Here is a 13,567-nt window from a genome sequence, read left to right as displayed (position 1 = left end):
GATCGTTATCGTTTGAATTGAGGCAAATAATCGGCGTTCTTCTCCAGAATGTCGGACAGAACGTCTTTCGCCCGCGGCACGTCGCCGACAAGAGGATGAAGGGTCAGCGCTTGAAGGGCCGCCTTGTAATCGCCGTGTACGGCCGCCTCGACCGTCAGCTCCTCGTATGCCTTCACAATCTGCAGCAAGCCGCGGATGTGAGGGGGAAGCTGCTTGGACAGTGCAATCGGGTGCGGGCCATCCGACTTGATGACGCAGTTGACTTCGATGGCGACATCGTCGGGGAGGCAGGAGATGATGCCGCCGTTGCGCACGTTGACGACCTGAATGTCGCCCACGTCGTTATAGATGGACTTCATCAACTGGACGGCCGCCTCGGAGTAGTACGCTCCGCCGCGCTTCTCGAGCTGCGGCGGCTTGGAGACGAGCTCGGGCTTCTTGTACAGCTCGAACAGCTCGGCCTCCACTTCCTTCACGTCGTCCGCTCTCGTCTTGCCGGTCTCGCGGAGGCGCTCCTCCATCTCCAGCAGCATCTCATCTCTCATGTAGTAGTAACGATGGTAAGAGCAGGGAAGAGCGCCGACCGAATCGATGAATTCCGCATCCCATTCGAGGTCCGGGATGTTCGCCATCGAGACGCCCTTGAAGCCGGCGAGCTTCGACAGGAAGTCGGAGGTGAGGTCGCGTCCGTCGATCGCCACCCGGGTCGTCCAGTTGAGGTGGTTGATTCCGACCATCTCGATGAAGAGCTCCCACTCCGGAACGCCGTACAGCTCGGCGATCTGCATCTTCGTGTTGATCGGGAGGTTGCACAGGCCGACGGAGCGGATCTTGGAATACTTCGACACCGCCTCGGTCACGAGGCCGGCGGGATTCGTGAAGTTGATCAGGAAGGCGTTCGGAGCAAGCTCCTCCATCTCGCGGCAGATCTCGAGAATGACCGGGATGGTGCGAAGCGCCTTGGCGAAGCCGCCGGCTCCGGTTGTCTCTTGGCCGATTAGCCCGTGCGCGAGCGGAATCTTCTCATCGCGGGAGCGGGCGTCCAGACCCCCGACCCGAATCTGCGTCGAGACGAAGTCCGCATCACGGATAGCCTCGCGGCGATCGAGCGTGACGTGAAGCCGGATCGGCTTGCCGCTCTTCTCGATCATTCTCCTGGCGAGCTCGCCGACGATGCGAAGCTTCTCTTCTCCCGCCTCGATATCGACCAGGTACAGCTCCGCTACCGGGAATTCGTCGTAGTACCTGATCAGTCCGTCAATCAGCTCGGGGGTGTACGACGAGCCTCCACCGATCACGGCTAGTTTCAGTTGCTGTTTGCTCATGGCGGCATCCTCCACGTTCCATGCTTGGTCGGACCGCAAGGGGAGAGGACCAAGCTTTATATTTGTTATTATGATTAATATAATATTATTATTTGTTACTACAAATGTCAATGGAGATTCGTGTAAACTTTGTAAGCGATGATGAAGCGAGACCTCCCTGGAAGGAGGGGGCTCCGCCATTATTTTGCAAGAAAACAGAGCGTTCGCCAACAATCGGCTGCCAATCTGCTCGGTCTCGTTTACAGGAGATGAAGCGGGCTTCCATGGAAGGTTCTTTTAGCAATGAAATCTAAAAATTCCCACGAAAATTTTGTAGTAACAATTTAACGCTGCCCGACGCTGTGTTATAATGTTTCCATCTTATAGTCGGAGGCAGTTCGTAATGACCAAAAGAGCGGGTAATTCCTTGTACTTCAATATTAAAGAGAAGCTGCTTAAGCAGATCCAGTCCGGCGTTTACTCGGTCGGCGAGAAGCTGCCTACCGAAGCGGATCTGTGCGAGATCTACAGCGCCAGCCGAACGACAATCCGTCTCGCCTTAAGCGAGCTTGAAGTGCAAGGCATCCTGGAGCGCATTCAAGGCAAGGGAACCTTCGTCAAGCGGAAGGAGCTGCAGCTCGTGCAGACCCGCAGCTTCACCGAGGACGTGCTCATGAGCGGCAGAGAGCCGACGCATCGCATCATCGAGGCCAAAGTCATTCCCGCGGAAGTTCCCCTGAACGAATTCCTCCATGTACCGATCAACGCACCCGTCAACCAATTGCTGCGCGTGCGATACGCGGACAACGAGCCGCTGCTCTACGAGAGAACCTACGTCGCCTGGAGCCTGGCTCCGGGGTTGGCGAACGACTACTCGGAGGGGTCCTTATTCTCCTTCTTGGAAGCGAAGTACAACCTGAAGGCCCACCGCTCCGTCGAGGAGCTGAAGCCGATCCTTGCGGACAAAACCGCGAAGAAGTACCTCGGCGTGAAGGAAGGCTCGCCTTGTCTCCAGGTGAAGACGTTCACCTATCTGGAAGACAACACGCCGCTTGAGTACAGCTTCGGCGTCTTCCGGGGCGACTTCCCGAGTTATACGATCGAGCGCCACTTCTGAATGGATGAGATCCCGAGAAGCAAGAAGATCGCCGGAGATGGCGATCTTCTTTTTTTGGGCTGGACGGCGTGTTACTCCTTGATAATCTCGAAGTAGCGGCCCATCCAGTAAGGGACGGAGAAGGTAGATCCGACTTCCAAATCGAGCCCGGAGCCGTTGTAGCCGTAGTTCGGATCGGCGGCGCCGGCCTGCTTCTCCGCCTCGAACGGGTTGCCGTTATTCTTCATTGCGCGGCGTTCGTCCATCGGGAGAACATAGTTCGTCTGGACGTAATCGTCGCGGAAGCCCGGCTCGATGTACAGCACATCCTGACGATTCCATTCAATCTGGAATGTGACCTGATATTGCGGGATGCTGTAGAGATAGTCGACGGCGGCCTCCAGGTCGATATCCGTGCGCTCCGGATGCGCAAGCTGGTACAGGAACGTGTAGAACGGATTCTCTTCGCGCTGCTCGTTCTCGTACCATTGATCGAACGCCTGTGCAATCAGGGAATGCTTCGTTGCATCAGTCTCCTGAAGGATCAGCGGATAGAGAGCAAACCAGGCGAGCTCTTCGTCCGAATAGTTGAGGTATTGCGTCCAGTCGCCGTGAAGCGTTCCGTTGACAGTCGCATTATCGTGAATGCGATCATCTGCCTCGTCTTCCGTTGAATACTGATAATTGTCTCTAGTGACAGGCTGATCGTCGTTCACGCCATAGGCATCGTTGGCTTGGCGAACGAGCCGGCGTTCGATGTACTCGAGCGCCATATTGATATAGCCCTTGCCGTTGATGTATTCAGCCGACGTGCTGTAGCTGCTGTCGTAGGTCTGCTCGTAGGCAAGCTGATACTTCGCGGAGTTTGCCGGGTAGTCGGCGGCCGTCACGGTCGTGGCGGTCTTCAGCACGGACATCAATTCCAGCGCGTTAAGCGGCGCGTCCTCGAAGCCGTAGGACAGACCGTCCTCCTTATCGCCATCTTCGCCGACCAGTCCGAGCTTATACTGCGACCATTCCGGCTGGCTCTTCATCTCGTCCAGATTATCGTTGAAGTACTCGGAGAACCAGCGGGACCATTGCGTGGACTTCCCGGTCGCATCCTCGATGTAGTAGTGATCGTCCTTCAGGATAAGGTCGGTCATCCGCTTCGTTGTGTCGACGACATAAGGCTTCAGCTCCAGCAGCTCGGAGTCCTGGCTGTTGCCGATCAGGTACTTGTAAGCCGTGAAGAACAGCGCATAGTGGCCGATGACTTCGTCGGAGGACGTATCCGCCTTGTAGACGATCTGGTTCATGTCGATCACTTGCTGGCCGTCGACTTCCTTAAGCGCCGACGACGGGAACAAGTCATTGAAGATCGTCGGAATCTGCTCGTAGATCGGAGCGGTCAACTGGAACAGCGGCTTGTTCGATTCGCTGGTCGTCTTGTCCTCGGCAGGCTTCTTCTGGTTCGTTGCTGCTGTAATGACCGGCAGCACCTGGGGATACTCCTTGACCGTGACGTAGATGTCCGTGCCGAGCTTCTGCCCGTCCGGACGCGTCTTGTTCAGCTCCTCGATCGCTTCCGGATTTAAGCCGAAGCCGTTGAACGCCATGACGTTGTCATTGCCGATGGAGCTGAAGACGTTCGAGCCGCTCTTGTTCGTCGCATCCTTCGTCACGCGAACCATGGAATAGCCGATCGGATCTGCGCCTTCAATCTTCATGCTCGGGATAATGCCGTTCGGATTAACCGCGTCCTCGCCGACGAAGTTCTGGAACCAGAAGCCGTTCTGGCTCTGGTAGCCGTAGACGGTTCCGCCGACGGTTGCGGCATTCGGCTCGCTGGTCAGCATGTAAGAGCGGGCCGGGAAGCCGTTGCCGCGTCCGGAGACATAATCGAGCAGCAGAACGGCCTTGGTCGCATGGACCGCGGAATCCTGAGCCGCTTCGATCTCGGCCGCCTGGCTTGGATCGGAGGGAGACTCGCCATACTCCTCAACGAGCGTCGCATAGCGGAAGATCTCGCCGATCGCGTACATGCTCGTCCACAGGCCGTCGTTATCGTCGGTCTCCGGTGCCGAAGTGAAGACGCCCGTCGGCGAGCTGTAGTCGACGATGCCCGGATTGGCCGAGTCCGTGAAGGTGAAGGACGTTCCCGTCTTCATGCCGCGGCGGTCGTTGACCAGATCGGCCAGTTCTTCGAAGCGAGTCGCCTTCTCGACCAGCGTCTTCTCCTTCATGGTGATATGGGTGACGCCGCTGGCCGTCTTGGCCCAGATGCCGCCCTCGCCGTCGCTGGCCAGGCCGGTCACGTTGTTATCGCCGCCGTACAGGTAACGCGGCCCCGCGAAGTACTCTACGATGTCGCCCGGATCTTCGGCGGAGAAGTTCACGCGCTGCAGGCCGGTCTCGGTGCCGATCCACAGCACGCCGCTCTCCTCCTTCACAACGCTGGTCACGTCGCCGGTGACTGCCGTCGGAAGGAAGGTCAGCGCGGTCGAGTCCGTCACCCAATCGATGTCCGGAATAATGGCGCTGTTGTTGTAATAGACGACTTCCTTCTGCGGGGTTGCCTTAAGCTGGATCGTCGAATAGGCGGAGGAAGCGGGCTTCGCCGCGAAGGTAGGGAGCGGCAGCGCGATCAGCATGGTCGCGGCCAGTGCGCCGGCAACGAATTGGACTTGCCTTCTCTTGAACGTCATGGAGTCATGATCCCCTTTCCCTTATTGATAAATGTGAGAGACGCCGGTTGCCGTAATCGCATATACGCCCGTGTTGCCGTCAAGAATCAGCAGCAGCACCTTGTCGTCTGCCAGTTGTCCGTCTACGCTGACATAGTCGACCGTGGCTCCGGTTGCGAGCGTAATCTTCGCAACTCCCGTATCGGTGCCGATCCAGAGCGTAGAGCGGTCATCGGTCAGGACGGACGTGTTGACGCCGCGAAGGGAAGCGAAGATCGAAGGCTTGATCGTGAAGTCCTTGTCCACGAACGTAATGGCGTTGGTCAGGTCCGGAAGCGCTGCGTCAGGGCTTGCGATCGAAGGGGTATACGTGGAGTCGGACAGGAACTCGATATAACGCTTCGCCAGTCCTTCGTTGCCTGTCGAGCTGAACTGGGTCAGGACCTCCTCGTATGTGAAGACCTCGGTCTCCTTCGGCGTCACGGTGCCACCGCCGTCCGAGCCGCCGCCCGTGTTGCCGCCTCCGGTGCTGCCTCCGCTCGTGCTGCCGCTGCCGGATTCGCTTCCGGTCTCGTCGGTCTCCTTCGTGACGGTCTTGCCTTCTACGGTCGTTTGGCTAGCGTTGAGAGTAAGCTTGCCCGGTGCCTTGGAGAACGACACGCCCGGCGCGTTAACCGTTGCGTTCTGGACCGTTCCTTCGCCCGACACGGTGCCGCCGGAATTCATGGTGAGCGAGTCAACCTGCGAGCCTTCATTAACGTCCAGAAGGCTGCCTTCCGAATCGACGTTCACCGTGCCCGCTGTCGAGTTGCCGCTGAGGATCACGTGAACCGGGGAATCCTTGTCGACCACGATGCCGCCTGCTTGGGTATCCGAGAACGTAATGCTGTGAATGCCGCCGCCGCTGACGAAGACGGTGCCTGCGATCGCGGAGTCCGAGATCGTCAGATCGCCTTCCCCGACGCCCGGGGTAATGTAAAGGTTGCCTGTCAGGTTAAGGCCGCTCAAGTCGCCGCCCGCCGTATTGACGACCAGATTGCCGCCGGACAGACCGGCATGCGAGGAGCCGTCCGCAATCAAGGCGCCCATTGCGTTGTTGATCATCTTGATCGCTTCGGCGCGCGTAACCGTTTTCTTCGGTTGGAAGGCGCCGTCCGGCGTCCCTTCGAGGTAGCCGTTCGCCCTCATGGAATAGACCGCTTCCTTGGCCCAAGAGGAGATTGCCGCATCGTCGGTGAACGACGAGGATGCCGCTGCCGGCGATACCTTGAACACCCGGTACAGAATAAGTGCGGCTTGCTCTCTCGTGAGGGCGCCCAGCGGATCGACCTGTCCGTTGCTGCCGACCAGCGCTCCGGCGGCGACCGCCTTGCCGATATCGGAGGCGTACCAGGCCGACGCGGGGACGTCGCTGAAGCCGCCCGGGCTTGTCGTTTGGTAATTGAATACCCGGTTCACGAAGGCGGCGAATTCGGCGCGATTCACGGCTTGATTCGGCAGGACGCTGCCGTTCGCGTCGCCCTTCAGCAGGCCAAGCTGCTGCCAGGAGGCGACTTCTGCGGACACCCAGGCAGGTATCGTCTCGTTCCCGGCCGCGGCCCAGGCCGATGCGGAGCCGGCGGTCATGCTGACCGCGACGGCAAGCGCCGTTAATCCTTGCTTCCATTTAAAGTGCATGTATGCTCCTCCTTATGCGTCTAACGTTCTTCTTGCGGTGATACACGACCCAGCTTCTGCAAGCGATTCATGGCCAACCCGGCCTACCAGCCTATCCCTGCCCCGTCCACCTCCCTAAGGGATAACCAATGGATAATTTGTAGTAACATTTCATTAACATTCTATTTATAATCATGACAAATTGTCAATACATTAATCTGATAATAACAAATAAAGTGAAAAATCAACAAAAACGACGGAGAATAGCGTCGTTGCAACCCCGCCGCTCTGTCGTTATCCTCTATAAACCCCAGTAAAGTTCCTTAATTATCAGCCTTTTCCAAGAGCGCCTCAGAGACCTAACATTAAAAAAACGCTTCCACATGAAAGAAATGCATTGACATTATGTTGGAATCATTAATACAATGAGACTATATTGTTACTACAAATCAATCGAATGGTATGGCAAAAGTCGTGGACGAGGGTATAACTTAATTTCAACATAATAAGAACTGAAAAGGGAGAGATGGATCGATGACAAAGAAATGGTTGTTCGGTACGGCGGCATTAACAGTGGCATCTGCGGCGCTGGCGGGTTGCTCGAGCTCGGATTCCGATGGAGGCGGCAGCAAGACGTTGCGGATCGCAATGAGCTCGCCGGGGGAAGAGTTGATCTCCGTCTGGGAAGACATCGGCAAGCAATTCGAGAGCGCGCATGAAGGCATCAAGGTCGAATTCAACTACCAGGACGACGATACGTATCAGACCGTCGGGCTTCCGAACCTGCTCAGCGGCAAGAACGCTCCCGACCTGTACTTCGAGTGGGCGGGCGCTCGTCTTGAGACGCGGATCGCCGACGGCTACGCCGCCGACATCACCGACAAGCTGGCCAGCTCGGGGCTGAAGGACATGTTCAGCGAAGGCTCCTTCAACGGCATGACTTTCGATGGCAAGACGTATATGATCCCGACTGCGGGCGACGTGACGAACGTGATTTTCTACAATAAGAAGATGTTCGAAGACAACGGCCTGCAGCCGCCGACGACCTGGGACGAATTCCTCGCCGTCAGCGAGAAGCTGAAGGCGGCGGGCATCACGCCGATCGTGGCCGGGAACAAGGACCTGTGGACCGTCGGCAACTGGGCCGGCCACCTGATCTCCCGCGTTGTCGGCGAACAGGCCTACAGCGATGCGCTTGAGCTGAAGATCCCGTTCAACTCCGAAGACTTCGTCAAGGCGTACGGGTATCTTCAGGAGTTGTGGGACAAGGGGTACATCAACGACAGCGTGAACGCGCTCGCCGACAACGAGGCGGACATGATGTTCCTGAACGAGCAAGCGGCGATGCATCCGATCGGAAGCTGGCTCGTCTCCACTGCGCTGGAAGAGACGCCTGACCTGGAGCTCGGCTACTTCAACCTTCCGGAGATTCCGGGCGGCAAGGGCGATCAGCAGAGCGTCATCGGCGTTCTGAACGGCATGGTCGTCAACAAGAACTCCGAGTTGATCGACGAGGCGGTGGCGTTCATGAAGCTGTACAGCTCGGCGGACAACTCGAAGAAGCTGCAGGCGGCCGGCGCGGTTCCGATCACGAAGGACGGAATCGACGAGTCGTCGATGAGCCCGCTGGCCTTCTCGCTGAACGAGCTGCTGCAGAACGCGACAATGGTCGTCTCCCCGCCGGATACCGGCTATTCCATCGAGGTGGCGAATGCGCTCAACACGGCGTCCTCCGAAGTCATCGGCGGCGCGAAGACTCCGGAAGAAGCGCTCGCGCAGCTCGACAGCACCATTGCCCCGCTTAAGAAGTAACGAATTCGCGGAGGCCTCCGACCCGGCGGTCGGTTGGCCTTCGCCTTATGGAGGTGGCCCATGTCCCGCAAAAGCAATCCATCGGCCTACTTGTTCGTGGCCCCGTCCGTTCTTCTCTTCGCCTTCACCATCCTGTTGCCGATCGTGCTCACCTTTGTCTTCAGCTTCTACGACTGGAACGGCATCGGCTCCATGACGTTCGCGGGCCTGGACAACTACACCCGCGCTTTCGAAGACCGCATCTATCTCCAATCGTACGGCCACATCTTCGGCTATATCGGGGCGACCATCGTGCTGGAGGTGCTCGTCGGGCTTGTCCTGGCGGGCTTGGTTACCTCGGGGCACAAGGGCAGCGCCCTGTTCCGGCTAGCCTTCTTTACCCCGGTAATGCTGCCGATGATCGTCGTTTCCTTCCTGTGGAAATTCGTCTACAATTCGGACTTTGGTATGCTCAACTCGATGCTGAGGTCGATCGGCCTTGGCAACTGGGCTCATGTATGGCTGGGCGATCCGAAGACGGCTCTTATCGCCATCTGCTTCGTCTCGGGCTGGGTGTACGCGGGGTTCTACATGACGATTTTCTACTCCGGAATTACGCGCATCTCGAAGGAGGTGTTCGAGTCGGCCTATCTGGACGGGGCGAACGAATTCCAGATCTTTACCCGGATCAAGGTGCCCATGATTCGCGCGCTGGTCGATACGGGAATTCTCCTGTGCGTGCTGACCGGCTTCCAGTCGTTCGATCTGTTCTACGTCATGACGAACGGCGGGCCGTACAACTCGACGGAGATCGTGCCGACCTATCTGGTCAAGGTCGTGTTCAGCCACATGAGCGTCGGGTACGGATCGGCGTTGGCCGTCCTTCTGACCATCGTCATCAGCATCCTTGGCGTGCTCGGACGACTGCTGCAGCGGAAGGATTCCGCGTTGGAATATTGACAGATTGATAGGGGAAAAGAGGTGCTGGCCATGACAGGCGCGGCTTGGAATGGAATCCAGGGCAGTAACGCGGATGCGAAGGCGAAGACCGGCGCCAAGCGGCGCAAGCGGATATTCGGATTGTTGTACTACATCTTCATGATTGCGATCTCGTGCGTGTTCTTCTATCCGATGATCTGGCTCGTGCTCTCCTCCTTCAGGCAGAACAAGGAGATCTTCATGGACCCGTTCGGGCTGCCGGCCAAGATCGACTTCGGCAACTGGAAGGAAGCATGGGAGATCGGGAACATGAGCACGTACGCCTTGAACAGCGTCATCGTAACGTCGATAACGCTGGCGTGCATTCTGCTGTTCGCGAGCATGGGGGCGTTCGCCTTCAGCAAGCTGCGCTTCCGGGGCAGCTCGATGCTGCTTATGCTGTTCACATTGGGGCTGTTCATGCCCTTGCAATCGTTCTTCATTGCCCAGAGCTATCTGTTCGACCAATTGAACTTGAAGGATTCTTATGTGTCGCTTATTCTCCCTTATATCGGGCTCGGACTGCCGCTCGCCGTGTTCCTGCTCAAGGCGTTCCTCGATTCGGTTCCCAAGGAGCTGATGGAGGCGGCCCGCATGGACGGGTGCAACGACGCGATTCTGTACGGGCGCATCATTCTGCCGCTGCTCATGCCGAGCATGGCGACGGTCGGGATTTTCTCGGCGCTGAACACCTGGAACGAGCTGCTGCTCGCGATGCTGTACATCCAGGACGATTCCCTCAAGACGATTCCGGTCGGCCTGCTGGCGTTCTCGAGCCGGCATATGACCGATTACAAGATGCTGTTCTCCGCCCTGTCCATCGTGACGATTCCGATGATTGCGATCTACATCGTGTTCAACCGGTACGTCGTGGCCGGACTGACGGAGGGCGCTTTGAAGTAGAAGTCTCGCGTTAAGACGACCAACGGCCCGCGCGTCCCCTCGAATGAGGAAGACGGCGGGCCGTTGGCGTTGGGCGCCCGGAATTTATGTGAAATTTCACATTGGCGCGGCTCGATGCCGGGCAGTTTGGATGGTTTTATGCGAAAAATCACATTCGTGGAGCAAATTCCGGCTCGAGGTAACGCATATATGCGAAAAATCACATAAAACGCCTCGTTGCCCGCCCAATTCAAGCCGACGAATGCGAAAAATCACATAAAATCGCCAATCGCTAATCGCAATCGCCAACCACCAACCGCAACCGCCAACGTCATCGGGTCGCACCGGCGGGCAAGAGCCGTCGCAGCCGCGGAGCGAATAGCTTGGCGGGGAAGCGGAGCCGCGGGGCTGCGAGCCGCACTTATTCCCGCGCTTATTCCGACGCTTCCAGACGGGCGATCTCCTTGTGAACGATCGGAGCGACCTTCGTGCCGAGCAGCTCGATGGCGTGCATCACTTCGCTGTGCGGCATCGAGCCGACGTCGAGGTGAAGGAAGAAGCGGGTCAGGCCGAGCTGCCTGCGCAGGTTCACGATCTTCTCGGCGACGAACTCCGGATCGCCGACGTACAGCGCTCCGCGCAGGTCGCGCGAGGCGTCGTACGACGCACGGCTCATCGGAGGCCAGCCGCGCTCGCGGCCGATTCCGTCCATCTGGGACTTGTTGTACGGATAGAACGTGTCCGCCGCCTGCTGCGTCGTGTCCGCGAGGAAGCCGTGCGAGTGGCTCGCGATCTGCAGCTTGCTCGGGTCGTGCCCGGCCTTCTCGGCCGCTCTCTTGTACAAGCCGACCAGCGGAGCGAACCGCTCCGGCATGCCGCCGATGATGGCGAAGACGATCGGCAGGCCGAGCGTCCCGGCGCGAACGGCCGACTCCGGGTTGCCGCCGCTGGCGATCCAGACCGGCAGCGGCTCCTGCACGGCGCGAGGATAGACGCCGAGGTTGACGATGGCGCGGCGATGCTTGCTGCCCGGCCAGTTGGTCTTCTCCGAGGCGCGGATCTTGAGCAGTAGTTCGAGCTTCTCGTCGAACAGCTCGTCGTAGTCGTTCAGGTCGTAACCGAACAGCGGGAACGACTCGATGAACGAACCGCGTCCGGCCATGATCTCCGCCCGTCCGTTCGACAAGCCGTCGACGGTGGAGAATGCCTGGTAGACGCGCACCGGGTCGTTGGACGACAGGACGGTAACGGCGCTCGACAGCCGGATCTTCTTCGTCAGCGGAGCGGCGGCCGCGAGCACGAGCTCCGGAGCGGACGCGGCGTAATCCGGCCGGTGATGCTCGCCGATTGCGTACACGTCGAGCCCGACCTGATCGGCCAGCACGATCTCTTCGACGCCGCGGCGAAGCCGTTCGGCATGGTTTACTTTCTCGCGGGTGAGCGGGTGCGGCGTCGCCTCCAGGAATGTGCTGATGCCGATCTCCATCGCAGGAGCTGCGGGTGTTGCGGATGTATGTTCGCCCATTGGGGACCCCTCCTTCTTGATGAATCCATCATACTATAAAAAGTAATGTAACGCAACAATTTATAGCTGCAAGAATTTATAGCTATTTATAGCTATAGAGACATCGGAAGTCGGTCGTCCGGACATCAAGCGACAGGAAAAGCTCCGCAGGGCATCGGCGATCCGATCCATGCGGAGCATAAGGGAGTCTGTCAGCGAGAGCCGGGTCCGTTCCCGCGTGCCGGGTTGCCCTGGCGCGCCGGCTTGTCCGAGCGCGGCTTGGAGCCGCCCTGGCTCGATCCGCGTCCTTGGCTCGAAGCTTGGCTCCTGCCCCGCCCCTGAGCTTGTCCCTGGCCTTGAGCGCGCCCCTGACCCTGACTCTGACCCTGGCCGCGCCCCGGGCTCTGGCCCTGGGCCGAAGCGGCTGCGGCTGCTGCTGCGGCGGGAGTCGTGATCTGCATCGGGTACGGGTGGCCGTCTACGCGCGGGATTTTCCTCTTGATCAGCTTCTCGATGTCCTTGAGGTATTCCAGCTCCTCGTAATCGGAGAAGGAGATCGCGGTGCCGCTGAGGCCTGCGCGCCCCGTTCTTCCGATGCGGTGAACGTACGTCTCCGGAATGTTCGGAAGGTTGAAGTTGATAACGTGCGACAGCTCCTCCACATCGATGCCCCGGGCGGCGATGTCGGTCGCGACAAGCACGCGCGTCGATCCGTTCTTGAAGCTGTTCAAGGCGTTCTGGCGCGAGTTCTGCGACTTGTCCCCGTGGATGGCCTGGGCCGAGACGTTCGCCCGGTTCAGCCCCTTCGCGATCCGGTCCGCCCCGTGCTTCGTGCGGGCGAAGACGATGGCGGAGGAGATGGAGCGGTCCTCCATCAGCAGGTTAAGCAGCTTCTGCTTGTTCTCCTTGTCCACGAGGTAGACGGACTGCTCGATGCGCTCGGCCGTCGACGAGACCGGCGTGATCTCCACCTTCACGGGGTCCTTCAGCAAGGAATTGACGAGGCCCGTAATCTCCGGAGGCATCGTGGCCGAGAAGAACAGCGTCTGCCGGGCGGCGGGCAGCTTGGCGATAATCCGCTTCATATCGTGAATGAAGCCCATGTCGAGCATGCGGTCGGCTTCGTCGAGCACGAGAATCTTCACCTGATTCAAGCTGACGAGTCCCTGGTTCAGAAGGTCGATCAGCCGCCCGGGAGTCGCGGTCAGAATGTCGGTTCCGCGTTCGAGGGCCTGCTCCTGGGCTCTCTGCGAGACGCCCCCGACGATAACGCTGCTGCGCAGCTTCAAGAATTGTCCGTACGCGCGAAGGTTGTCGTCGATCTGAATGGCGAGCTCGCGCGTCGGGGTCAGGATGAGCGCGCGAATCGGGCGCTTCTGGGAGGCCTCCTGCGGGCCGTGCAGCAGTTGAAGAATAGGCAGCGCGAAGGCCGCGGTCTTGCCGGTGCCCGTCTGCGCGCAGCCGAACAGGTCCCGTCCGGCGAGCACGGCGGGAATGGCCTGCTCCTGAATCGGAGTGGGCGAGGCGTAGCCTTCCTTGGTCAACGCCTTAAGAATAGGCGGAATAAGCTTCAAGTCTTGAAAATTCATACGTTCTCCTTATCTGGGCAAGTATGCCGTCCTCTTCACTTTACCACATCTTGCGCTCAGGCTCCGCTTTATTGTTCGACAAGTCGGAGCGATCTATGTCG

9 protein-coding genes are annotated in these 13,567 nt (G+C 58.8%); 4 read left to right on the top strand and 5 right to left on the bottom strand.

What is annotated here, in order from left to right:
- Window positions 1-5 precede the first annotated feature (5 nt).
- A complete protein-coding gene (locus E6C55_RS02770; RefSeq protein ID WP_136368234.1) occupies window positions 6-1,325 on the bottom strand; it encodes a 6-phospho-beta-glucosidase in 1,320 nt (439 codons plus the stop codon).
- Between the two features lie 382 nt (window positions 1,326-1,707).
- On the opposite strand from E6C55_RS02770, the gene E6C55_RS02765 reads away from it, so the two are divergent.
- Window positions 1,708-2,421, top strand: a complete 714-nt coding sequence (locus tag E6C55_RS02765; RefSeq protein WP_168735417.1) for a GntR family transcriptional regulator — start codon at window positions 1,708-1,710, stop codon at window positions 2,419-2,421.
- A 71-nt stretch (window positions 2,422-2,492) separates the two neighbouring features.
- Here the strand turns inward: E6C55_RS02765 and E6C55_RS02760 are convergent, their stop codons facing one another.
- Together E6C55_RS02760 and E6C55_RS02755 are read right to left on the bottom strand one after the other, a co-directional pair.
- On the bottom strand, window positions 2,493-5,087 hold the full coding sequence (locus E6C55_RS02760) for a hypothetical protein (RefSeq protein WP_136368232.1): 2,595 nt from the start codon (window positions 5,085-5,087) through the stop codon (window positions 2,493-2,495).
- Between the two features lie 21 nt (window positions 5,088-5,108).
- Entirely contained in the window at window positions 5,109-6,743 is a 1,635-nt protein-coding gene (locus tag E6C55_RS02755; RefSeq protein ID WP_136368231.1) for an S-layer homology domain-containing protein, read from the bottom strand.
- A 513-nt stretch (window positions 6,744-7,256) separates the two neighbouring features.
- Between E6C55_RS02755 and E6C55_RS02750 the strand changes: the two genes are divergently transcribed.
- Genes E6C55_RS02750 through E6C55_RS02740 form a run of 3 tightly spaced genes read left to right on the top strand, consistent with a single transcriptional unit; the run spans window position 7,257 to window position 10,394 of the window.
- Window positions 7,257-8,534, top strand: coding sequence for an ABC transporter substrate-binding protein (locus E6C55_RS02750; protein WP_136368230.1), 1,278 nt, complete (start codon window positions 7,257-7,259; stop codon window positions 8,532-8,534).
- A 60-nt stretch (window positions 8,535-8,594) separates the two neighbouring features.
- Window positions 8,595-9,473 (top strand): carbohydrate ABC transporter permease, encoded by an 879-nt coding sequence (locus E6C55_RS02745; protein WP_136368229.1) that lies wholly within the window; start codon window positions 8,595-8,597, stop codon window positions 9,471-9,473.
- A 30-nt stretch (window positions 9,474-9,503) separates the two neighbouring features.
- Window positions 9,504-10,394, top strand: a complete 891-nt coding sequence (locus E6C55_RS02740; protein ID WP_136368291.1) for a carbohydrate ABC transporter permease — start codon at window positions 9,504-9,506, stop codon at window positions 10,392-10,394.
- A gap of 412 nt (window positions 10,395-10,806) precedes the next feature.
- Here the strand turns inward: E6C55_RS02740 and E6C55_RS02735 are convergent, their stop codons facing one another.
- Entirely contained in the window at window positions 10,807-11,898 is a 1,092-nt protein-coding gene (locus E6C55_RS02735) for an LLM class flavin-dependent oxidoreductase (RefSeq protein ID WP_230986496.1), read from the bottom strand.
- 191 nt (window positions 11,899-12,089) lie between these two features.
- Window positions 12,090-13,466: a DEAD/DEAH box helicase gene (locus E6C55_RS02730; protein WP_136368228.1), complete on the bottom strand. Its 1,377-nt coding sequence runs from the start codon at window positions 13,464-13,466 to the stop codon at window positions 12,090-12,092.
- Window positions 13,467-13,567: the final 101 nt, after the last annotated feature.

It is taken from the genome of Cohnella fermenti, from assembly GCF_004801405.1.
GTDB classification, from domain to species: Bacteria; Bacillota; Bacilli; order Paenibacillales; family Paenibacillaceae; genus Cohnella; species Cohnella fermenti.
This window is presented reverse-complemented; position numbering and strand designations above follow the sequence as displayed.